This window comes from Nonomuraea sp. NPDC005983, from assembly GCF_040614375.1.
In the GTDB taxonomy this organism is placed as follows: Bacteria; Actinomycetota; Actinomycetes; order Streptosporangiales; family Streptosporangiaceae; genus Nonomuraea.
In genome coordinates this window covers 1-22,155 of record NZ_JBEXUP010000112.1, presented here as the reverse complement: position 1 = coordinate 22,155, position 22,155 = coordinate 1, and the positions used below count along the sequence as shown (strand labels likewise).

General features: G+C 72.5%; 21 protein-coding genes. 13 read left to right on the top strand and 8 right to left on the bottom strand.

What is annotated here, in order from left to right; genetic code table 11:
* Positions 1–165: 165 nt before the first annotated feature.
* On the bottom strand, positions 166–2,622 hold the full coding sequence (locus tag ABZ297_RS34990) for a Tex family protein (protein WP_355355512.1): 2,457 nt from the start codon (positions 2,620–2,622) through the stop codon (positions 166–168).
* Positions 2,623–2,649: 27 nt separating this feature from the next.
* Entirely contained in the window at positions 2,650–2,892 is a 243-nt protein-coding gene (locus ABZ297_RS34985; protein WP_355355510.1) for an amidohydrolase family protein, read from the bottom strand.
* Positions 2,893–2,999: 107 nt separating this feature from the next.
* Between ABZ297_RS34985 and ABZ297_RS34980 the strand changes: the two genes are divergently transcribed.
* Positions 3,000–3,266 (top strand): hypothetical protein, encoded by a 267-nt coding sequence (locus ABZ297_RS34980; protein WP_355355508.1) that lies wholly within the window; start codon positions 3,000–3,002, stop codon positions 3,264–3,266.
* Positions 3,267–3,315: 49 nt separating this feature from the next.
* Here the strand turns inward: ABZ297_RS34980 and ABZ297_RS34975 are convergent, their stop codons facing one another.
* Positions 3,316–3,750, bottom strand: a complete 435-nt coding sequence (locus ABZ297_RS34975) for an RpiB/LacA/LacB family sugar-phosphate isomerase (RefSeq protein WP_355355506.1) — start codon at positions 3,748–3,750, stop codon at positions 3,316–3,318.
* A gap of 11 nt (positions 3,751–3,761) precedes the next feature.
* On the bottom strand, positions 3,762–4,097 hold the full coding sequence (locus ABZ297_RS34970; protein WP_355355504.1) for a hypothetical protein: 336 nt from the start codon (positions 4,095–4,097) through the stop codon (positions 3,762–3,764).
* A 20-nt stretch (positions 4,098–4,117) separates the two neighbouring features.
* On the opposite strand from ABZ297_RS34970, the gene ABZ297_RS34965 reads away from it, so the two are divergent.
* From ABZ297_RS34965 to ABZ297_RS34935, 7 genes are read left to right on the top strand one after another with little or no spacing between them, the layout of a single operon-like run.
* Positions 4,118–5,194, top strand: coding sequence for a DUF917 domain-containing protein (locus ABZ297_RS34965; RefSeq protein WP_355355502.1), 1,077 nt, complete (start codon positions 4,118–4,120; stop codon positions 5,192–5,194).
* Positions 5,187–6,845, top strand: a complete 1,659-nt coding sequence (locus tag ABZ297_RS34960; protein ID WP_355355500.1) for a hydantoinase/oxoprolinase family protein — start codon at positions 5,187–5,189, stop codon at positions 6,843–6,845. The genes ABZ297_RS34965 and ABZ297_RS34960 overlap by 8 nt, the downstream gene beginning before the upstream one ends.
* Positions 6,846–6,868: 23 nt before the next feature.
* Entirely contained in the window at positions 6,869–8,503 is a 1,635-nt protein-coding gene (locus ABZ297_RS34955) for an ABC transporter substrate-binding protein (protein ID WP_355355498.1), read from the top strand.
* 4 nt (positions 8,504–8,507) lie between these two features.
* Entirely contained in the window at positions 8,508–9,524 is a 1,017-nt protein-coding gene (locus ABZ297_RS34950; RefSeq protein WP_355355496.1) for an ABC transporter permease, read from the top strand.
* A complete protein-coding gene (locus ABZ297_RS34945) occupies positions 9,521–10,408 on the top strand; it encodes an ABC transporter permease (RefSeq protein WP_355355494.1) in 888 nt (295 codons plus the stop codon). Before ABZ297_RS34950 ends, ABZ297_RS34945 begins: the two co-directional genes overlap by 4 nt.
* A 5-nt stretch (positions 10,409–10,413) precedes the next feature.
* Positions 10,414–11,214, top strand: coding sequence for an ATP-binding cassette domain-containing protein (locus ABZ297_RS34940; protein ID WP_355355530.1), 801 nt, complete (start codon positions 10,414–10,416; stop codon positions 11,212–11,214).
* Positions 11,211–12,101: an ABC transporter ATP-binding protein gene (locus ABZ297_RS34935; RefSeq protein ID WP_355355492.1), complete on the top strand. Its 891-nt coding sequence runs from the start codon at positions 11,211–11,213 to the stop codon at positions 12,099–12,101. Before ABZ297_RS34940 ends, ABZ297_RS34935 begins: the two co-directional genes overlap by 4 nt.
* Before the next feature lie 63 nt (positions 12,102–12,164).
* On the opposite strand, the gene ABZ297_RS34930 is transcribed toward ABZ297_RS34935, so the two are convergent.
* A complete protein-coding gene (locus ABZ297_RS34930) occupies positions 12,165–12,521 on the bottom strand; it encodes a DUF742 domain-containing protein (protein ID WP_350812231.1) in 357 nt (118 codons plus the stop codon).
* On the bottom strand, positions 12,514–14,418 hold the full coding sequence (locus ABZ297_RS34925) for a nitrate- and nitrite sensing domain-containing protein (RefSeq protein ID WP_355355489.1): 1,905 nt from the start codon (positions 14,416–14,418) through the stop codon (positions 12,514–12,516). The genes ABZ297_RS34930 and ABZ297_RS34925 overlap by 8 nt, the downstream gene beginning before the upstream one ends.
* A 160-nt stretch (positions 14,419–14,578) precedes the next feature.
* On the opposite strand from ABZ297_RS34925, the gene ABZ297_RS34920 reads away from it, so the two are divergent.
* Positions 14,579–16,141, top strand: a complete 1,563-nt coding sequence (locus ABZ297_RS34920; RefSeq protein WP_355355487.1) for an ABC transporter substrate-binding protein — start codon at positions 14,579–14,581, stop codon at positions 16,139–16,141.
* Here ABZ297_RS34920 and ABZ297_RS34915 read toward each other — a convergent pair.
* Complete coding sequence (locus ABZ297_RS34915) at positions 16,117–16,281, bottom strand: hypothetical protein (RefSeq protein WP_355355532.1); 165 nt, start codon at positions 16,279–16,281, stop codon at positions 16,117–16,119. The genes ABZ297_RS34920 and ABZ297_RS34915 overlap by 25 nt on opposite strands.
* A gap of 20 nt (positions 16,282–16,301) precedes the next feature.
* Between ABZ297_RS34915 and ABZ297_RS34910 the strand changes: the two genes are divergently transcribed.
* The 3 genes from ABZ297_RS34910 to ABZ297_RS34900 are packed head-to-tail and all read left to right on the top strand — an operon-like array spanning position 16,302 to position 18,789.
* On the top strand, positions 16,302–16,976 hold the full coding sequence (locus ABZ297_RS34910) for a hypothetical protein (protein WP_355355528.1): 675 nt from the start codon (positions 16,302–16,304) through the stop codon (positions 16,974–16,976).
* Between the two features lie 53 nt (positions 16,977–17,029).
* Positions 17,030–18,148 (top strand): CapA family protein, encoded by a 1,119-nt coding sequence (locus ABZ297_RS34905; protein ID WP_355355485.1) that lies wholly within the window; start codon positions 17,030–17,032, stop codon positions 18,146–18,148.
* Positions 18,145–18,789, top strand: coding sequence for a protein-L-isoaspartate(D-aspartate) O-methyltransferase (locus ABZ297_RS34900; protein WP_355355483.1), 645 nt, complete (start codon positions 18,145–18,147; stop codon positions 18,787–18,789). Before ABZ297_RS34905 ends, ABZ297_RS34900 begins: the two co-directional genes overlap by 4 nt.
* Here the strand turns inward: ABZ297_RS34900 and ABZ297_RS34895 are convergent.
* Positions 18,786–19,934, bottom strand: coding sequence for an MFS transporter (locus ABZ297_RS34895; RefSeq protein WP_355355481.1), 1,149 nt, complete (start codon positions 19,932–19,934; stop codon positions 18,786–18,788). The two genes, ABZ297_RS34900 and ABZ297_RS34895, sit on opposite strands and share 4 nt — an antisense overlap.
* A 79-nt stretch (positions 19,935–20,013) precedes the next feature.
* Here ABZ297_RS34895 and ABZ297_RS34890 point away from each other — a divergent pair.
* Positions 20,014–22,155 (top strand): AAA family ATPase (locus ABZ297_RS34890; RefSeq protein WP_355355479.1); only part of this gene is annotated, 2,142 nt, incomplete at its 3' end.

The following is a 22,155-nucleotide window of genomic DNA, read 5'->3' as shown; positions in this document are numbered from 1 at the left end:
CAAAGATCCCCTCTGGGACGACCAACGCGGTGTCCGGCGTCGGAAGGTTCGGGGGCGACGCACACGGGCTCTTCGCGAGCGACAACGCGAGGGCGTGGCGAGTGGCCGGCCTCAGCAAGGGTCAGGGGCCGCCCGGAAGATGGGCGGCCCCTGAGTTGGGTGCTTCTAGCGGTTGTCGCCGCCGAGGCCCGCCTTGCGGAGGGCTTCGGCCATGGCGCCGGTGGGAGCCGGGCGGTCCTGGCGGCGCTGGCCGCCGCCTCGCTGGCCGCCGTCTCCGCGCCCGCGCTGGTTGGAGTCGCCGCGCCCGCGCTGGTTGGAGTCGCCGCGGGCTCTGCCGTCGCCGCGGCCCCGCTGGTCGCCCTGGTTGCGGTTGCCGGTCGGGGTGCGCCCGTCGCCGCGGGGGTTGCCGTCGCGGCCGCGGCCGTTGCCGCCTCGGCCGCCTTCGCCGCGGGCGCCGTTGCGCGAGTCGGCGGAGGAGGTGGTCTCGTCCTCCAGGCGCAGGGTGAGGGAGATGCGCTTGCGGGGGATGTCGACGTCGAGGACCTTGACGCGGACGATGTCGCCCGGCTTGGCGACGTCACGCGGGTCCTTGACGAAGGTGCGGGACATGGCCGAGACGTGCACCAGGCCGTCCTGGTGGACGCCGACGTCGACGAAGGCGCCGAAGGCCGCCACGTTCGTGACCACGCCCTCGAGGATCATGCCCGGCTGCAGGTCGGAGATCTTCTCGACGCCATCCTTGAAGGTGGCGGTCTTGAAGGCGGGGCGGGGGTCGCGGCCCGGCTTCTCCAGTTCGCGCAGGATGTCGGTGACCGTGGGCAGGCCGAACGTGTCGTCGGTGAAGTCTTGAGGCTTGAGCGAGCGCAGGGCCGCGCTGTTGCCGATCAGGATCTTGAGGTCGGAGCCGACCGACCCCAGGATGCGGCGGACCACCGGGTACGCCTCGGGGTGGACGCTCGACGCGTCGAGCGGGTCGTCGCCGCCCGGGATGCGCAGGAAGCCCGCGCACTGCTCGAACGCCTTGGGGCCGAGCCTGGAGACGTCCTTGAGGGCGGTGCGGGTCTTGAAGGGGCCGTTGGTGTCGCGGTGTCGGACGATGCTCTCGGCCAGGGTGGAGCCGATGCCCGACACGCGGGTGAGCAGCGGCGCCGAGGCGGTGTTGACGTCGACGCCCACGGCGTTCACGCAGTCTTCGACCACGGCGTCGAGCGAGCGGGAGAGCTTGGTCTCGGCCAGGTCGTGCTGGTACTGGCCGACGCCGATCGACTTGGGGTCGATCTTGACGAGCTCGGCGAGCGGATCCTGCAGCCGGCGGGCGATGGAGACCGCGCCGCGCAGCGAGACGTCGAGGTCGGGCAGCTCCTGGGACGCGTACGGCGAGGCCGAGTAGACCGACGCCCCCGCCTCCGAGACCACGATCTTGGTCAGCCCCGGCATGTGCTTGACCAGCTCGCCCGCCAGCTTGTCGGTCTCGCGGGAGGCGGTGCCGTTGCCGATGGCGATCAGCTCGACGCCGTGCCGCTGGGCGAGCGCGCCGAGCACGGCCAGTGACTGGTCCCACTGCCGCTTCGGCTCGTGCGGGTAGACCGTCGCAGTCTCGACGACCTTGCCGGTGGCGTCGACGACGGCCACCTTCACACCGGTGCGCAGGCCAGGGTCGAGACCCATGGTCGCGCGGGTGCCCGCCGGGGCGGCGAGCAGCAGGTCGCGCAGGTTGGCGGCGAACACCCGCACCGCTTCGTCCTCGGCCGCCTGCCACAGGCGCATCCGCAGGTCGATGCCGAGGTGCACGAGGATGCGGGTGCGCCAGGCCCAGCGGACGGTCTCGGTGAGCCAGCGGTCGGCGGGACGGCCCTGGTCGGAGACGCCGAAGCGGGAGGCGATGCGCAGCTCGTACTCGGGGCTGTCGTCGGGCTCCAGCGTGACGCTGAGCGCCTCCTCCTTCTCGCCCCTGAACATGGCCAGGATCCGGTGAGAGGGCAACTTGGTGAACGGCTCGGAGAACTCGAAGTAGTCGGAGAACTTCGCCCCCGCCTCCTCCTTGCCCTCGCGCACCTTGGACGCCAGTCGGCCGCGGCTCCACAGCTGCTCGCGGAGCCCGCCGATGAGGTCGGCGTCCTCGGCGAACCGCTCGACCAGGATCGCGCGCGCGCCCTCCAGCGCGGCCGCGCCGTCGGCGACCCCTTCGGTGACGAACCCCTCGGCGACCACGGCCGGGTCCAGGGACGGGTCGCCGAGCAGCTGGTCGGCCAGCGGTTCGAGGCCGAGCTCGCGGGCGATCTGCGCCTTGGTGCGCCGCTTGGGCTTGTACGGCAGGTAGATGTCTTCCAGCCGGGCCTTGGTCTCGGCCGCCATGATCTGCCCGCGCAGCTCGTCGTCGAGCTTGCCCTGAGACTCGATCGACTCCAGGATCGCCGCCCTGCGCTCCTCCAGCTCGCGCAGGTAGCGCAGCCGTTCCTCGAGCGTGCGCAGCTGCACGTCGTCGAGGGCGCCGGTGGCCTCCTTGCGGTACCGCGCGATGAACGGCACGGTGGCGCCGCCGTCGAGCAGCTCGACCGCCGCCCGCACCTGGCCTTCGCGCGCGCCGAGCTCTTCCGCGATCCGCTGGTGAATAGAGAGCACTTGCCTGCCTTTCGATGGTCCCGCCGGTCAATTGTGCAGGACGACGCCGTCCTTCATGACCAGAGTGCGCGCGGGGTGGACGACCACGGCCTCCGCCGGGCCGCCCGCGGGCAGCACGACGAGGTCGGCCCGATCGCCCGGCGCCAGGCCGTACGCTTCCAGGCCGAGCGCCCGCGCGCCGCCGTAGGTGGCGGCCTCCAGCGCCAGCTCGATGTCGTCGTCGCCGCGGAACGTGCTGCGGTAGGCGACGTGCATGGCCCGCTCCAGCATGTCGCCGCTGCCGTAGGCGCGCTGATCCGTTCGACGCTCGGGACGCCCAGCTCGGACCTGCGGGCCAGGTCGTTGCCGATGCGCCCGGCCAGGGTGTCGTCGGCCGAGTGCGGCACCCACGGGCCGCCGTAGAGGGTCTTGTCGAGGTGGCAGTGCGCCTCGACGAGGCCGGGCAGCACGAGCTGGCCGGTGACGTCGACGGCCTGGGCGGCCGGCGCGTCGACGGCCGGGGCGACGCGGTCGATGCGGCCGTCGCGGACGAGGATGTCGGCCGGCGCGTCGAGACCCCAGGGACGCCCGCCGCGGAGGAGCACGTCGGTCATGCCAGCACCCTAGAGCCCGGCACCGACGATTTCCGAGCCTCTCCGCCGTGAGCTTTCCGAGCCTTGCCGGGCCTGCGGCAGCCACAGGCCCGGCCGGAGGTCAGATGTCGGCCAGGTGGGAGACGTTGGCCCGGTCGGCGGCGTCCGTGCTGGGCTCCCCGGAGAACCACGCGTCGAGGATCTCGGCGAGCACCACGTCGGACGTGAGCCGCAGGCTGAGCGCGAGCACGTTCGCGTCGTTCCACTTCCGGGCGCCGTCGGCCGTGTAGGCGTCGGTGCACAGGGCCGCCCGCACGCCGCTCACCTTGTTGGCCGCGATGGACGCCCCCGTGCCGGTCCAGCAGCACACGACGGCCTGGTCGGCGCGCCCGTCGCGGACGTCGCGCGCCGCCCGCTCCGACGCCCAGGCCCAGTCGGCCCGCTCGTCGACGTCGAGCGCGCCGTGCGGGATCACCACGTGCCCCCTGTTGCGCAACTCCTCCACCACCCGCTCGGCCACTCCGTCAAGGCTGTCGGCGGCCACCGCGATCCGCATGCCACGCTCCTTCAATAGGTCTCCTCCCACAGGTACCAGGGTCCTTGGAAGTGCGCATAGTCAGGAGCCTCGAGGGCGTCGGCCGCCACGCGCGGGGGCCCGCCCGGGCTCCAGGCGAACCCTCCCTGGTGGATCCCGTCATCCGCGCCCTCCACGATGAGATACACCGTGCCCTCCTGCTCGAAGGCCGAGGTCACCGTGTACAGGCCGACGCGCCTGGCCTGCTCGTCCCGTTCGCCGCCCGGGGGGACCGACCGGGCGAACTCCTCCAGGCTGTCAACCGACCATGCGAACCGGGCGACGGTGGCGCGTTCGTTATGGAACCCACTGGCGGAATGGAGTGGCATGTGCTTGGTTGTGGCCGCATATGAAGATTGAAGTAAGTGACATTCCGGCTCTCGCCCGAGGGTGCGCCGTGCTGGGCACCGGGGGCGGAGGAGACGTGCGTACCGGGTCGTTAGCGGCTATCAGGGCGATCCAGGCGTACGGGGAGGTGCCGCTCGTCCAGCTGGCCGATCTGCCCGAGGACGCGCTGGTCGTGCCGCTGTCCGGGATCGGCGCGCCCACGGTCAGCCACGAGATGATCCACGGCGAGGACGAGCCCAGGCGCATCGCCGAGGAGATCGAGCGGATCTTCGGCAGGCCGCCGGCGGCGGTCATGTCGTCCGAGATCGGCGGTGCGAACGGCGTCGCGCCCGTCGCGTGGGCCGCGCAACTCGGCCTGCCGCTGCTCGACGCCGACGGCATGGGGCGGGCCTTCCCCGAGGTCCAGATGGTGTCGATGTACGTGGCCGGGCTCCCCGCCGACCTGGTGATCATGTCGGACGTCGCCGGGAACGTGGTGACGATCAGGCCCGTCGACGGCCTGTGGTCCGAGCGCCTGGCCAGGGCCGTCTGCGTGGCGGCGGGTTCGCACGCGCTGATGGCCGACTACGTCCTGACCGCCGGGCGGGCACGCGGCGCGGTGATCGAGGGGACGGTCACGCGGGCGCTGGCCCTCGGCAGGGCCACGGAGGGGACGTCCGAGCCGCTGCGCGCCCTCCAGCGCGAACTCGGCGCGTCCAGGCTGGTCACCGGCAAGCTGACGGACGTGGAACGCCGCACCAGCGGCGGGTTCGTCCGGGGCACGGCCACCATCGAGGGCGCCGGCGACGACCGGGGCAGGACCCTCACCCTGGAGCTGCAGAACGAGAACCTCGTCGCCGTCGAGAACGGCCGGGTCAGGGCGATGGTGCCGGATCTGATCACGGTGGTCGACACCGAGACCGCCGTCGCCGTGCAGACCGAGGGGCTCAGGTACGGGCAGCGCGTCACGGTCCTCGCCTGGCCGTGCGACCCGCTGTGGCGCACGGCGAAGGGGCTGGAGACGGCCGGGCCGCAGGCCTTCGGCTACGACCTGGACTACCTGCCGATCGAGGAGCTGGAGGGGGAGCCGCGTGGCTGAGGGCGCGCTTCGGATCGGGATCGACGTCGGCGGCACCAACACCGACGCGGTCGTGCTGGACTCCTCCGACCGGGTGGTCGCCAAGGCCAAGCGGCCGACCAGCCGGGACGTGACCGAGGGCCTCCGCACGGCACTCGACGCGGTGCTCACCGACCTGGACGGCGAGCGGGCCCACGGTGAGCGGGCCGACCACGGGCGGGGCGGCGAAAGGCAGGGCGGCCAAGGGCAGGGCGGCGGTGGGCGGGCCGCGACCCGGGTCACCCGCGTGATGCTGGGCACCACGCACGCGACCAACGCGATCCTGGAGCGCGGGAACCTCGGCCGGGTCGCGGTCCTGCGGCTCGGCGCGCCCGCCACCACCTCGGTGCCCCCGCTCTCCGACTGGCCCGAGGACCTGCGCAAGGCGGTGTCGGCCGGCGAGGTGATCGTCCCCGGCGGGCACTACGTCGACGGGCGCGAGATCGGCCCGCTCGACCTCGATGCGGTCCGCAGGTTCCTCGACGGCCGCCAGGCGGACGCGGTCGCCGTGACCGGCGTGTTCAGCCCGGCGAGCGCGGACCACGAGCGCGTGGTCGCCGAGCTGGTCAGGGCCGAGTTCGGGCTGCCGGTGAGCGTCAGCCACGAGATCGGCTCGCTCGGGCTGCTCGAACGCGAGAACGCCACCGTGCTGAACGCCGCCCTGTACGAGGTGGCGGCCCACGTGACGGGCGCGCTGGTCGCGGCGCTGGCGGAGCGCGGGATCGGCGCCGAGCCGTACCTGGCTCAGAACGACGGCACGCTGATGACGCTGGAGCACGCGGCGCGGCTGCCGGTGTCCACGATCGGGTCCGGGCCGGCCAACTCGCTGCGCGGCGCGGCGTTCCTGTCGGGGGTGAGCGACGCGATCGTGGCCGACGTCGGGGGCACGTCCACCGACCTGGGTGTGCTGGTGGGCGGCTTCCCGAGGGAGTCCGCGGCGGCGGTGGAGATCGGCGGGGTGCTGACCAACTTCCGCATGCCGGACATCCTGGCCATCGCGCTGGGCGGCGGCACCGTGGTCAGGGACGCCCGCGTGCGGGTCGGGCCGGACTCGGTCGGCTACCGGATCGTCGAGGAGGCGCTGGTCTTCGGTGGCCGCACCCCCACCCTCACGGACGCGGGCGTCGCGTCAGGACGTGTCCCGCCCGGGACGGACGGCTGGCCGGACCGCCTCGGAGCCGCGCTGTCGGCCGCCGACACAGCGGAAGAAATCCGAGACACTCTGCAAGACGGGCTGGCCGCCGCGGACGAGATGATCTTCGATGCGGTCGACCGCATGGCGCTGGGACGGGCCGACCGCCCGCTGGTCGCGGTGGGGGGAGGCGCGTTCCTGCTGCCCGGCCGCATCCCTGGCGTGAGCCGCGTGATCCGTCCCGAGCACGCGGAGGTGGCCAACGCCGTGGGCGCCGCGATCGCCCTGGCGAGCGGCAGAGTGGATACGATCTTGCCAGCCGGCGAAACCAGGTCAGAGGCGATCGAAAGGGTCAAGGAGGAGGCGGCGGCGCGGGCCGTGGCGGCGGGTGCGGACCCGGCGAAGGTGGAGATCGTCGACCTGCTCGAGGTGCCGCTGAGCTACCTCTCGGAGCCCGCTGTGCGGGTACACGTCAAAGCCGCCGGACCTCTCGCCCGGTGACGAATCGAAAGGAACCCCCCACCATGCGCTGGCACAAGCGCCTGCTCGTCGCCGGGGTCGTGGGCGCCGTGGCCGTGACCGCTTCCGCGTGCGCGGGCGGCCAGGTCCGCGGCGCGGACCGGACCCCCAGGCCGAGCACCGGCGAGTCCGCGGCCACCCAGGGCACCCCGGGCACCCAGGCGGGCAAGGCCAACGACGCCACGTTCGTCTACGCGCCCAACCTCGACGTGGTTACCGACTGGGACCCGGCGACCTCGTACTCGAACGAGATCATCGCCATGTCCAACGTCTACGAGGGCCTCACCAGGTACGACACTCAGACCCGGAAGCCCGAGCCGCGCCTGGCCACCGAGTGGACCTCGGCCGCCGGCGGCAAGGAGTGGACGTTCAAGCTGCGCCAGGGCGTCACGTTCCACTCCGGCGCCACGCTCGACGCCGAGGCCGCCAAGAAGGCCATCGAGCGGACGATGAAGCTCAACGCGGGCGCCGCCTACATCTGGGGCGCGGTCGACAAGATCGAGGCCCCCGACGCGTCCACCCTCAAGTTCACGCTGAAGTACGCCACCCCGCTCGACCTGGTCGCCTCCTCCGGCTACGCCGCCTACATCTACGACACCGCCGCCGTGGAGAAGGTCAAGGACGGCAAGACGGACGCGGGAACCGGCCCCTACACCATCGACACCTGGCAGAAGGGCAAGGAGACCGAGCTCACGCTGAAGGCGTTCGAGGGGTACTGGGGCGGCTGGAAGCCCGAGCAGTACAAGAAGGTCGCCTTCCGGGTCACCCCCGAGATCACCACGGCGTGGCAGCTCCTGCAGAAGGGTGAGGTCAACTTCGTCGAGCGGCTCAACCCGCAGCTGATCGCGCAGGCGGGCACCGTCCAGAACGTGCAGACCTCGCAGACGCCGTCGTTCCAGAACCTGCTGGTGCTCTTCAACACCGCGGGCGGCCCGACGAAGGACGTCCGGGTGCGGCAGGCGCTCCAGCTCGCCATCGACTACGACGGCCTGCTGGCGGCGCTGAAGGGCGCAGGGCAGAAGGCCACCGGGCTGGTGCCGCAGGGACTGATCGGCTACACGGCCAACCTGGCGCCCAAGCAGGACCTGGTGAAGGCCCAGGAACTGCTCCAGCAGGCCGGGTACGGCCCCGACAACCCCGAGCTGAAGCTCAAGATGACCTACGCGCAGGGCGACGAGGACCAGAAACTGCTGGTCACGCTGCTCAGCTCGGCGCTGAAGGGCATGAACGTGGACCTGCAGGCCAAGCCGATGGCCTGGAACGCCCAGTGGGACCTCGGCAAGAAGCAGGGCCAGGACCTCTTCGTCATGTACTGGTACCCGGACTACGCCGACCCTTACTCGTGGTTCCTCAACGTCTTCAGGAGCGCGGACAAGCCGCAGTTCAACCTCTCCTACCTGAAGAACGCCGAGATCGACAAGGCCATCGACGGGCTGCCCCAGCTCACGGCCACCGACCGGTTCGCCGCCGAGCAGTCGTACGAGGACCTGCAGAAGAAGATCATCCAGGACCAGGCCGCCGTCGCGGTGCCGTACGTGCAGACCTACCAGCGCGCGCTGTCCAGGGACGTGCAGGGATACGCCGACAACCCGGCCTATCCCAACGTGGTCTTCTTCTACGACCTCAAGCCCGCCGGGTGAGGTAGTGCCGCGTTATCTGACCCGCCGGCTCGGCCAGGCGCTCCTGGTCGTGGCCGGCGTGGTCGTGCTCACCTTCGTCGTCATGCGGCTGGTTCCCGGCGATCCGGCCGTCGCGTTCGCCGGGCCGAAGGCCACGCCCGAGCAGCTCGCCGCCGCGCGGCGGCAGTTCGGGCTGGACGACCCGCTCCCCGTCCAGCTCTGGAACTACGTCCGTGACCTGGTGACCGGCGACTGGGGCATCAGCCTGCACACCCGCCAGCCGGTCCGCGACGACCTGTACCTGGCCTTCCCCGCGTCCCTGGAGCTGGTCGGAGCGGCGCTGCTGGTCGCGGTCGTGGTGGGCGTCCCCGCCGGGGTGCTCGCCGCCCGCTTCAAGGCGCGCGTCCCGGACTTCGGGGTGCGGCTGACGAGCGTGCTGGCCGTCTCGGTGCCGGTGTTCTGGCTGGCCCTGACGTTGCAGACGGTGTTCGCCAGCAACCTCGGCTGGTTCCCGGTGGCGGGCGAGTACGACGCCGGGCTCGACACCACCAGCCCGCTGACCGTCTGGACCAACATCACCATCGTCGACGCGCTCATCACCGGGAACTGGCCGATCTTCACCAGCACCCTGGAGCACCTGGTGCTGCCCGCGCTGGTCGTCGCGGCCTATCCGACGGGCGTGATCGCCCAGATGGCCAGGGCGGCGCTGATCGAGGAGTCGGGCCAGGACCACGCCAGGCTGGAGCGCGCGCTCGGCTTCGGCGAGACCTCGATCCTCACCAGGTTCGCCCTGCGCCCGGCGCTGAACCCGGTGCTGTCGCTGATCGCGCTGGTCTTCGCGTACGCGATCGTGAACGGCTTCCTGGTCGAGGCGGTCTTCAACTGGCCGGGCCTGGGCCGCTACGCCGCCGAGTCGATCCGCTCGCTGGACACCCCGGCCCTCGCGGGCGTCACGCTCCTGGTGGCGCTGGTGTACGTCCTCGCGAACCTGGTGGTGGACCTCCTGCAGGGCGTGGTGGACCCGAGAGCGAGGGCCCGATGACCCCAGCGGACACCCCAGCGGACACCCCGGTGGACACCGCAGCGGACGCGCCCCTGCGCCGCACCCTGCCGCGGATTCCCGACCGGTTCGCGGCCGTCGGCGCGGTGCTCATCGTGCTGGTCGTGCTCGCCACCGTCCTGGCGCCGTGGCTGGCGCCGTACCCGCTGGACGAGCTGCGCCCGGCCGACGGCCTCCTGCCGCCGAGCGCCGCGCACTGGTTCGGCACCGACAACGTCGGCCGGGACGTGCTCACCCGGGTCCTGTACGGCGGGCGGACCTCGCTGTTCATCGCCGTGGCCGTGCTGGCCGGGTCGGCGCTCGTCGGCGTGACGCTGGGCGTGGTCGCCGGGTACGCGGGAGGCTGGGCACGGGACGTGATCATGCGTGTCACCGACGTCTTCCTGGCCTTTCCCGCGTTGCTGCTGTCGCTGGCCCTGGCCGTCGTGCTGCAGCCCAGCGTCACCACTGTGATCGTGGCCATCGCCGTGACCTGGTGGCCCTGGTACACCAGGCTGTCGGCGTCGGTGGCCGCGTCCATCGCCACCCGCGCCTACGTGGACGCCGCCCGCTGCCTCGGCGCGCCCGCACCCCTGATCATCCTCAGGCACGTGCTGCCGAACTCGCTCACGCCCGTGCTGGTCCAGCTCTCGCTCGACGCGGGCGGGGTCATTCTCACCGCCGCCGCGCTGTCCTACCTGGGGCTGGGGGCGCAGGAGCCGACGGCGGAGTGGGGGCTGATGGTGGAGCAGGGCCAGTCGCTGTTCACCACGAACTGGTGGGTCGTCACGTTCCCCGGGCTGGCGATCCTGGTGACGGCGTTCGCGTTCAACGTGCTCGGCGAGGGACTGCGCAACGCCCTGGACCCGCGGAGGATCGTCAGTTGATCGAGGTGAGGGACCTCCAGGTGAGGTACGGGACGCGGACGGTCGCCCGCGTCCCGGAACTGGACGTGGCCGCGGGGGAGTGCGTGGCGATCGTGGGGGAGAGCGGGTCGGGCAAGTCCACCACGCTGCTCTCGCTGCTCGGGCTCACGGAAGGCGCCCATGTCTCAGGAGACATCCGGGTCTGCGGGGTGGACGTGCTCGGCGCGTCCCCGCGACGGCTCCGCGAGATCCGTGGCGCCAGGGTGGCGCTGGTGATGCAGTCGCCGCAGGCCGCATTGAGCCCGACCACCAGGCTGGGCACGCTGATGCGCCGCGCCCTCCAGCTCCACGGCGTCGGCCGCCCAACGAAGGAGGAGCGGTCGAAGGAGGAGCGGGCTGAGGAGGAGCGGCGGGGTGGCCGGGCGCGCGGCGGGCTTCAGGAGATCATGGCGGAGGCGGTCAGGGCGGTCATGCTCGACCCGGAGATCCTGCGCCGCTACCCGCACGAGATCTCCGGCGGGCAGGCGCAGCGGTTCGCGATCGCGCTGGCCATCGCGCTCGGCGCCGAGGTGATCCTGGCCGACGAGCCGACCAGCGCGCTCGACGTGACCGTGCAGGCCGAGGTGGTCGGGGTGCTGCGCAGGCTGCGGGAGGAGCGGGGGCTGGCGCTGCTGCTCGTCTCGCACGACCTGGCCCTGGTGTCGACGATCGCCGACCGGGTGCTGGTCATGAAGGACGGCGAGGTGGTGGAGGCCGGCCCCGCCGCCGAGGTGCTGGCCGCGCCGTCGCATCCGTACACGCGTGACCTGCTGGAGGCCCTGCCGTGACCGAACAGCAGCGGACCGCGCCGGTGCTCAGGGCGGAGCGGGTGACGCTCGGGTACGGGCGGACGCCCGTCGTGCACGAGGTCACCCTCGACGTCACCGAGGGCGGCGTCGGCCTGATCGGGGAGAGCGGTTCGGGCAAGACCACGCTGGCGCGGGCCTTCCTCGGCCTCCTCACCCCCATGTCCGGAAATATCTGGTACGGCGAGCAAACGCTGAGAAATGCGGACCTGAGGGCGTTTCGCCGGGACGTCCAGCCGGTCTTCCAGGCTGAGGCCCTCGACCCCAGGATGCGCATCGGCGCCTCGATCGCCGAGGGGCTGCCGAGGAACGCCCGGCACCGCGTCCCCCACCTGCTCGAACAGGTCGGCCTGGCCGCCGAGCTGGCGCACCGCCGGCCGCACCAGCTCTCGGGCGGCCAGCGCCAGCGCGTGGTGATCGCCAGAGCGCTCGCCGTCGCCCCCCGCCTGCTCATCCTGGACGAGCCGACCAGCGCGCTGGACGTGACCGTCCAGGCCAGGATCCTCGACCTGCTCGCCGGCCTGGACACCGAGCGCCTGCTGATCACGCACAACCTGGCCGTGGTCGGCAGGCTCTGCCGTACCGCGTACGTGCTGTTCGCGGGGCGGGTCGTGGAGTCCGGTCCCACGGCCGACCTGCTCGACCGGCCGGCTCATCCGTACACACTGGCGTTGCGCGACGCCGTCCCGAAGCTCGGAGGCCGGCCGCCGGAGGCGCGGGGCGCGACGGAGGCGAGGCCCGCCGAGACCGGCTGCCCCTTCCGGCTGCGCTGCCCGCTGGCCGACGCGGCCTGCGCGGAGCCGCCCGCCCTCAGGGAGGTCCAGGGCCGTCAGGTGGCCTGCCACCGCGCGGAGGAGGTCCTGGGCTGAGCGTCCCCAGCCTGGTGGCGGCCCTGTTCGCGGCCGTGTTCGGGCTGCTGAACCGCCGGGCCGTCACAGCGCCTTCAGCCCGCTGATCACCTCCAGCAGGACGCTGGCGGTCGGCGCGGGCGGCGGGTGCTCCACCTGGACGAGCTGCTGGGCGTGCAGGTCGCCGACGAGGACCCGCACCACGCCGATGGGCAGGTTCAGCTCGGCGGCCACGTCCACGAGCCTGGTCGGCCTCGTGCACTTCTGCAGGATGATGAGGTGCTCGGGGCCGAGGCCCACGGGCGGGGCCAGGCCGCCCGCCGTGATGATGACCGCGATGAGGTCGATGGCCTCGCTCGCGGGGACGGTTCGGCCCCTGGTCAGCAGGTAGGCGGGGACGATCGGGCCGGCGTCCTCGTCGAGCCAGCGCTCGTCACTCACTGGGCACCACCCGCATGGTGGGACGGGCGGGCTCTTCGGCACGGCGGTCCGGCTCCGGCGGCGGCGAGTCGGACACGTGCTCTGCCGGGATCAGCACGATGGCGGTGGTCCCTCCATATGGTGAACCGCGCAACGTCACGCGGATGTCATGCCTGGCGGCCAGGCGGGAAACGACGAAAAGGCCGAGCTGGTCGCTGTCGGCCAGGTCGAACTCGGGCGGGCTGGCCAGGCGCTCGTTGGTCTCGGCGAGCGTCTGGGGGCTCATGCCCAGCCCGCGGTCCTCGACCTCGATGGCGAAGCCGCGAGCCGCCGCCTCGCCGCGCACGATGACCGGGGTGTGCGCCGGCGAGTAGACGGTGGCGTTCTCGATGAGCTCGGCGATCAGGTGGATCACGTCGCCGACGACGGGCCCGGCCAGGCTCTGGCCGGGCATCGGCCCGATGGTGACCCGGGGGTAGTCCTCCACCTCGGCGGCGGCGCCCCTGACCACGTCGAGCATCGGCACCGGCCTGCTCCAGCCCCGCCCCGGCGTCGCGCCCGACAGGATGATCAGGCCTTCCGCGTGGCGGCGCATGCGGGTGGTCAGGTGGTCGAGGCGGAACAGGTCGTCCAGGGCGTCCGGGTCGGTCGCCCGGTGCTGCATGCCCTCCAGCTGGATGCGCTGGCGGTGCAGCAGGGTCTGGCTGCGCCTGGCCAGGTTGCGGAAGACGTGGCCGACCCCGTCACGCAGCTGCGCCTGGCCGACCGCGGCCTCCACCGCCGTCTGCTGCACGGTGGAGAAGGCGTGGCCGACGTCGGCGATCTCGACGGTCGTGCTCTCCACCGACAGTTCGGGGACGTCGACCGCCTCGCCCTTGCGCAGCTTGGCCACGACCTGCGGGAGCCGCTCCTGGGCGACCTCCAGCGCGGCCAGCCTGAGCGTGCCCAGCTCCTTGGACAGCCGGTTGCCCATCCGCAGAGAGAACCCGATCGACAGGATCATCAGCAGGAAACACGTCCCGGCCAGCAGCAACGCCCGCTGGAGCACCGAGTCGGCGACGGGCTCGGCCCGCTCGGACAGGATGGTGCTCGCCCGCAGCTGGGCCGTCTCGAAGGACTTGGCCAGCCTGTCGGTGGTGTCCAGCCAGCCGTGCGGCGTGCGGCCTGCGATGATCTGGTCCTCCATCAGCCGCATCCGCTGGTAGGAGGGCGAGGTGATCAGCGAGACCTGGGTGTCGCGCAGGCTCGGGTCGAGCTCGGCGAGTGCCTGGTCGACGAGGAAGCGCCGGTTGCCGACGAGCTGGGTGAACAGCCTGCGCTCGGCGGCTGTGGTGGGCGCGACCGCGAGGGCCTGCTCCCTGGTCAGCAGCTCCTTGGCGTAGCCCAGGTCCACCACGATCCGCGACTGCTCGTAGATCGGGATGTCGTCGATCAGCGCGACGTTCCTGTGCAGGCCGAACAGCGAGTCGGTGATCCCGTTGTAGACCTCGATCGTGTGCAGGCGGTCGGACAGGTCCGCGTCGACCTCGGCTCTGATCGCCTCAAGCCGGTTGAGCTGCGTGAGGACGCTGTCGACCTGCGTGCGGATCGTCTCGGAGGTGTCGCGGGACCGGCTGGAGAGCTGCCTGAACATCTCCCTGGCCTCGTCGGTGCGGGTGCGCTGGGTCGTGGTGGCCGTCTTTTCGGCCGTGCTCTCGACGCGCAACCGCTTGACCGTGATGAGCCGCTCCTGCTGGATCTCCGTGATGAGCTGGTAGGCGGGGAGTCTCAGGTTCGTCCAGAGTGTCTTGTACGCTCTCAGCTGCAGACTCTCACTCGCGGTGACAGCGGTGATGACTCCCCAGAGCACCACCATCGAAGCGAGCGGCACCAGCAACAAGCCGATGATCTTCATACGGATCGTACGGCTGCGACCCATGGCACCTCATTCCGGTCGGTCCCTTGCTGGCAACCCCGGACGGGACAGGCACTGAGGATAGCAATTCGATCTCCAATTTTCCCAATTTTTCGGGACTTTTGGACACTAGATCGTCGTCTTGGATAGGTTGCGGGCTACACCGGTCACAAAGGGAGATGCGTTGCGCCGTCGTCTTGCAGCGGCCGTCGCGCTGATCCTCTCCGTCGCGGCGTGCGCGACCCCCGCAGAAGTCCGGCAGGCGCAGCCAGGAGACGCCGCGTTCGTCTACGCGCAGAACCTGGACGTGGTCACCGACTGGGACCCGAGCACCTCGTACTCCAACGAGATCATCGCCATGCAGAACATCTACGAGACGCTCACCTTCTGGAACCCCGTCTCCAAGAAGACCGGCCCCCGCCTGGCCACGTCCTGGCGCTCCTCCGCCGACGGCAAGTCCTGGACGTTCACCCTCCGCCCCGGGGTGACCTTCCACACCGGCAGGCCCCTCGACGCGGCGGCGGTGAAGGCCTCGATCGAGCGCACGATCAAGTCCAAGGCCGGGGCCTCCTACATCTGGGACGCCGTGTCGGGCATCAGGGCGGACGACCCCGCCACCGTCACGTTCACGCTCAAGTACCCGGTGCCACTCGACGCCGTCGCCTCGTCCTCGTACGCCGCCTACATCTACGACACCCAGGCGGCCCCCGACCTCCGCGCCTGGTTCCAGGCCGGCAGGGACGCCGGCTCCGGCCCGTACACGATCTCCTCCTGGAGCAAGGGCGAGGAGGACGAGCTCGCGCTCAAGGCGTACGACGGCTACTGGGGCGGCTGGGCGCAGCCGCACTACCGCACGGTCAGGTTCCAGGTGCTGCCCGACACCAACAAGGCGTGGCGGCTGCTGCTGCGCGGCCAGGTCAGCTTCGTGCAGCGGCTCAACCCGCGCCTGTTCGCCAGGGCGGCGGTCACGCCCGGCGTGCGCACCTCGGACCGCCCGTCGTTCCAGACCATGATGGCGCTGTTCAACACCGCCTCGGGCCCGATGGCCGACGTGCGGGTGCGCAAGGCCGTGCAGAAGGCCATCGACTACCAGGGCGTCATCAGGGCGCTCAGCGGCGCCGCCTCACCGGCCAGCGGCGTCGTCCCCGAAGGGCTGCTGGGCCACCAGCCCGGCCTCGTCCCGCGCCAGGACCTGCCGGGCGCGGCGCAGCTGCTCCGGCGGGCCGGCTACGGACCGGGAGGCAGGCAGCTGACCCTGACCCTCACCTACGCCCAGGGCGACAACGACCAGCGGGTGCTCGTCACCAGGCTGGCGGCGGCGCTCAGGACGCTCAACGTCAGGCTGGACGCCAGGGCGATGCTCTGGAACGCGCAGTGGGCGCAGGGCAAGAGGCGCGGCCAGGACATCTTCGTCATGTACTGGTGGCCCGAGTACGCCGACGGCTACTCATGGTTCGGGAACGTCTTCCACAGCGAGAACCCGCCCGCGTTCAACCTCAGCTACCTGAAGGACCCGGCCACCGACAGCCTGCTCGACAAGCTGCCCGAGCTCACCGTGACCGACACGAACGCCGCACAACGCGCGTTCGCCCAGGCCACGACCCGGGTGCTGGACCAGAAGGCCGCCGTCGCGATCCCGTGGGTGGTCAACTACCAGCGGGCCTACCAGGGCGGCATCCAGGGCTACGACGACAACCCCGCCTACCCCGACGTGGTGTTCGCCTACGAGCTGCGGCCCTCGGGCTGACCCTCGACCCGGCTGCGCAGCCGGGCCCTGATCTCCTCCGGCGTGTACGCGCGGCGCCGCCGCTCCGCCCGCGCGATCGCCACCCCGGTCGCCGCGACGCCCGCGACCCCTGCCAGCCCGAGTATCTTCCACCAGCGCATATGCCTAGGCTAGCCATGTGCTGACTCTCGACGAGGCCGTGAACCTCACGCGCACCGGCGATCTGTGGGTCTTCCGCGGCCGGTCCGTGCCCGATCGCGCCATCCAGACCATGACGAACAGCCCCGTCAACCACGTCGGCATGGCCCTCGTGATCGAGGACCTGCCGCCGATGATGTGGCACGCCGAGCTGGGCAGGTCGCTGCTCGACCTGTGGTCGGGCACGCACCACCGCGGGGTGCAGCTGCACGACCTGCGCGACGCCGTCACCGTCTGGGCCGACCGCTACGGCCAGCGCGCCTGGCTGCGCCAGCTGGAACCGCAGGCCACGACCGAGATGGAGGACGCCGCCCTGCGCACCGTGGCCCGCCTCGACGGCACCCCGTTCCCGAGCACCGCCCGGCTGGCGGGTCGCTGGGCGCGAGGCCGCGTCCCGCGCCTTCGCGGTCGTTCCTCCGGTCGTTCCTCCGGTCGGGCCCCCGATCGGGCGCCCGACCGGGCGCTGGAGAGCGCCTACTGCGCCGAGGTCGTCGCCGTCACCTACGAGGAGATGGGGCTGCTGCCGGCCGGGCGGCGCCCCAACTGGTACGACCCCGGCAGGTTCTGGAGCGGCGACGAGCTCGGCCTGCTCGGCGACCACAGGCTGGGCAACGAGATCACGGTGGGCGTCGAGCGGCGTGGCCAGGCGGCCCGGTAGGAACATCGGACGATAACGCGTGGTATCCGCCCTGATGAGGGCAGGACCACGGTATGGACGGCGGCAGGCCCCGACTGGTGACGTTGTTCCTCTGCGGCGACGTCATGCTCGGCCGTGGCGTCGACCAGATCCTCCCGCACCCCGGCGACCCGTCCCTCCGGGAGCCGTACGTCTTCGACGCCGGTGACTACGTCCGTCTCGCCGAGGCCGAGAACGGCCCGATCCCGCGGCCGGTGGACTTCGACTGGCCGTGGGGGGACTCCCTGGCGGTGCTGGAGGAGGCCGCCCCCGACGTCCGGGTGATCAACCTGGAGACGAGCGTCACGCGAAGCGACGACTTCTCCCCGGGCAAGGGCATGCACTACCGGATGAACCCGGCGAACCTTCCCTGCCTGGTCGCGGGACGTCCCGACGTCTGCGTGCTGGCGAACAACCACGTGCTGGACTTCGGCCGCCGAGGGCTGGCCGAGACGCTGGACGTTCTGGCCGGGGCCGGGCTCCGGCAGGTGGGCGCCGGGCGGGACGCGGGGGAGGCGTGGCACCCGCTCGCCGTCCCGGTGGAGGGCGGCCGGGTCCTGGTCTTCTCGGTCGGGATGCCGTCCAGCGGAGTCCCGGCGGACTGGGCGGCCACGCCCGACCGGTCCGGCGTCTGCTTCGTGCCCGAGCCCTCCGTCGCCGCGGCGTCCGAGATCGTCGGCCGCGTGCGAGCCGCGAAGCGCCCCGGCGACCTCGCGGTCGTCTCCGTCCACTGGGGCTCCAACTGGGGCTACGACGTCTCACGAGCGCAGCGGCGCTTCGCGCACCAGCTGATCGACGGCGGAGTCGACGTGGTGCACGGGCACTCCTCGCACCATCCGCGGCCCGTCGAGGTGTACCGCGGCAAGCTCGTCCTGTACGGCTGCGGCGACCTCATCGACGACTACGAGGGCATCCACGGCTACGAGCGCTTCCGGGACGACCTGCGGCTGCTGTACCTCGCCTCGCTCGAACCGGAGTCGGGGGAGCTGGCCGAGCTGCGGATGGCGCCGATGCGGGCCTGGCGGATGCGCCTTCGCCGCGCCCGCGCCGACGACTCCCGGTGGCTCCAGGACGTACTCGACCGGGTCAGCCGCCGGTTCGGGGTCCGCTGCGACCTCGGGCCGGACGGCATGCTGGCCCTGCGGTCGCCGTGAGCGCCTCGCCCGGCGACCTGGTCCGGGCCGTCCGCGCGGCGGGCGTCCGCGACCCGCGGGTGCTCCGGGCCATCGAGGCGACGCCGCGCGCGGGCTTCGTCCCGGAGGAGCAGGTCGCGGACGCCTACGAGGACGAGCCCATCCCGATCGGGCACCAGCAGGTCACCACGCAGCCGTCGCTGTCGGCGAGGGTCATCGAAGGGCTCGCCCTCGCCGGGGACGAGCGCGTGCTGGAGGTCGGCACCGGGCTCGGCTTCCAGACCGCGCTCCTCGCCCGCCTGGCGGCCGAGGTGGTGACCATCGACAGGTGGCCGGACCTCGTCCGGCAGGCACGGCGCAGTCTCGCCAGGGAGGGCATCGGCAACGTCGTGCTGCTCGTCGGCGACGGCAGCCGCGGCGTGCCCGATCACGCCCCCTACGACGCCGTCGTGGTGTCGGCGGCCTTCCCCGAGGTGCCCCCGCCGCTGGCCGGGCAGCTGCGGCCCGGCGGCCGTCTCGTGCAGCCGATCGGGCCGGGCGGGCACGAGGAGGTCGTCCTGTTCGAGCGCACCGAGACCGGGCTGGAACGCCGGGAGGTGCTCACGCTCGCGAGGTACGTCCGGCTGTACGGGGAGTACGGCTTCACCCCCGGCTCTCCCTAGCCGACCTTGCCGACCTTGCCGAGCGGCGCGTCGGCGGCGGGCGCCGGTTTCGGCGAGAGGGCGGCCCGTCGCGTGAGCGGCAGCGTGGCGGCGACCAGCGCGGCCACCAGCGCGAAGCCCAGCGGGTAGCCGGTGTGCCCGGCCAGCAGGCCGAACCCCATCGCGCCGACGCCCATGCCCGCGTCGAAGGCGAGGTTCCACACCGCGCTGACCTGGCTCACCGCCCCGCGCTCGAACATCACCGCCAGTGTGGCGTTCTGCAGGACGCCGAACCCGGCCCCGAACAGCGCCATCCCGGCGACCACCGGCACCGGACCGTCCAGCCAGACCTGCAGCGCCATCCCCGCGGCGGCGGCCAGGACGCCGGGTGCCAGCAGCCTGGCGGAGCCGTGCCTGTCACCGAACTTGCCCGCCCACCAGCGGGCCAGCGGCGTGCCGAGCGACTGCGTCAGCAGCGCCACGGAGGCCAGCTCCGGCGAGCCCGCCAGCGGCAGGAACGTCACCAGCACCCCGACGGCCACCGTGACAGAGGCGAAGACCAGCGTCGGCGCCGTCAGTCCGCGCAGCCCCGCCCCGGCCTCGCCATGGCTGCTCGCGGGCCTGGTGGAAGGCAGTCCGATCGCCGCCACCAGCCCGACCAGGGGAACCAGACCGGCGACGAGGAACACCGGGGTGAACCCGAACGTCCCGGCCGACCACAGGCCCAGCGGCAGCCCGAGGATCGACGGGATGCCGACCGCGACCCCGTACAGGCCGAGCCCCTCGCCGCGCCGCTCGGCGGGCACCAGTTCGGCGGTCAGCGCCGTCCCGGTCACCACGATGACGCCGAGCCCGCCGCCGCGCAGCAGGCTCACGGCCGCGACCAGCGGCAGCGCCGGGGAGAGCGGCAGCGCCAGCGCGGGCAGGCCGAGCAGCACCAGGCCGAGCGCCATCACGGCCCGGTAGCCGAGGCGCGACAGTAACCACGGCACGGCCAGCTCCATCAGCACCGTGGACAGCATCATGGCGCCGGTCGACAGCCCCGCGCCGGACTCGCCCCCGCCGCCGGAGGCCACATAGAGCGGCACGGTGGAGAACAGCAGGTAGAAGCCGAGCATGCCGCTCAGGGAGACGGCCATCATCAACATCATCGAACGCGTCAGCATGCCCATCACCCTCGCAAGCCGCGAACCCCTGCACATCGGGCATGATGCGTAGCCGCATCTTCATAAGGTGTGCCGGACGGTGTGGAAGCGTGGGGGGCGTGAGCTGATGTTCGTCGGGCGCGAGGCCGAGCTGGCGGCGCTGGAGGCCGCTCTCGACGCCGCGCGGGCTCGGGCGCCCCGCGCCGTGCTGGTCGTGGGGGAGGCGGGGATCGGCAAGTCGAGGCTGGTGAGCGAGTTCACCGGACGGCTCGACGCGCTGGTCGCGCAGGGCGGGGCCGACCCGGGCGCGATGGCGTACGCGCCGTTCGTGCCCGTGCTGCGCCGCCTGGTGCGCCAGTACGGGACTGACCTGGTGCCCGACGGCGGGCGCAGGGGTCTGGCGCGGCTGCTCCCCGAACTCGGCGAGATCGACGAGGACGCCGACCTCGGGCAGGCCAGGCTGTTCGAGGAGGCGCTGCTGCTGATCGAGCGGTCGGCGGAGCGGCGTCCCCTGGTGATCGTCCTGGAGGACCTGCACTGGGCCGACCAGGCCACCCGCCACCTGCTCGCGTTCCTGCTGCGCAACCTGATGCGGCCGGGCGTCCTGGTGATCGCGACCTCCCGGGAGCCGCTGCGGCTTCCCGCGTCCGAGCTGCTCAGGGTGCCCCCGCTGGGCCGCGCCGAGGTGGCCGCGATGCTCGGACGCGCCGGGCAGGACGTCGAGCGGATCATGGCCCGCGCCGAGGGCAACCCGCTGTTCGTGGAGGCGCTGGCGGACGCCGGCACCAGCACGCCCGCCTCGCTGCGCGAACTCCTGCTGGCCGGGGCGGAACGGCTCGGCGGGGCCGGCCTCGACGTGCTCCGCGTCGCCGCCGTCGCCGGCCGCAGGATCCCGCACGAGACGCTGCGCGCGGTCGCCGGCCTCGACGACCTGGCGCTGGACGAGGCGCTGCGGCCGATCGTGAAGGCCCGCCTCCTGCTCGTCGACGGCGACGGCTACGTCTTCAGGCACGCCCTCATCAGGGAGGCCGTCTACGACGACCTGCTGCCCGGCGAGCGCATCAGGCTGCACGCCCGCTGCGCCGAGGCCCAGCCCCACCTGGCCGCCGACCACTGGTATGCGGCGGGCGACAGGCGCCGCGCCTTCCAGGCGGCCTGGCAGGCCCGCCGCTGGGACCGGGTGCTCGAACTCTGGGACGAGTCCCTGCAACCCGGCATGGACCACGCGCGGGTCCTCGAACTGGCCGCCAGGGACGCCATGCACGCCGGTGACGCCGAGCGGGCCGAGGAACTGGCGAGCCGGGCCCTCGACGAGGTGGCGGACGATCCGCCGCGCGCCGCGCACCTGCTGGAGCTGCGGGTCGGCATCCGCGACCTGCTCGGCGAGGAGGGGCTGGACGACCTGCGCCTGGCCGTCCGGCTCGCACCGCGTACGGCCAGGCTGATCGGCGCCCTCGCCAACACGCTGCACTGGAACGGCCAGGACGACGAGGCCCGCGCGCACGCCGAGGAGGCGCTGGCGCTCGGCGACACCAGGTCCCTGGTCACGCTGGCCGCGATCACCGGGCTCCGGGGCGACCTCGACTCCGCCACCGCGCTGTACGCCGAGGCGAGGGCGAAGGCGTCCGACGACGACACCGTCCTGGTCGCCTACGCCAGCGAGGCCGACGTGCTGGAGGCGGCGGGCGAGCACACCAGGGCGGAGGCGGTGGCCCGCAGGGGTGTCGCGCAGGCCAGGCGGGTCGGGATGGCCCGCTCGCGCGGCGCGCACATCGCCGCGAACCTCGCCGAGACGCTGACCTCGCTCGGCCGCTGGAAGGAGGCCCGCGAGGTCGTCGGCGCGGCGCTCGCACTCGACCCGCCGCCCATCCACCGCGCCTGGCTGCTGCTGGTCCTCGGCACGGTCGCGGTCTGGGACGGCTCCCTGGACGAAGCCGCCGAGGTCGCCCGCCAGGCGCGTCCGCTGATGCGGGGGCACCCGCGCGGGTTCGACTCCTGTCTCGAACCCGACCTGCTCGACGGCCGGTTGGCGCTCGCCCAGGGCGACCTGGAGCGGGCCGGACGGCTGGCCGACCACGTGCTGACGGCCCACGACCTCACGCTGAGCTGCCGCTACGCCTGGCCGTTGCTGGTCGTGGCCGCCCGCACGGGCCGCGTGCGCCGGGCCCCCACCGGGATCTCCACGTCCGGACGGCTGCAACAGGCGCACCGCGCCACGTTCGAGGCCGAGTGCGGAGGCTCG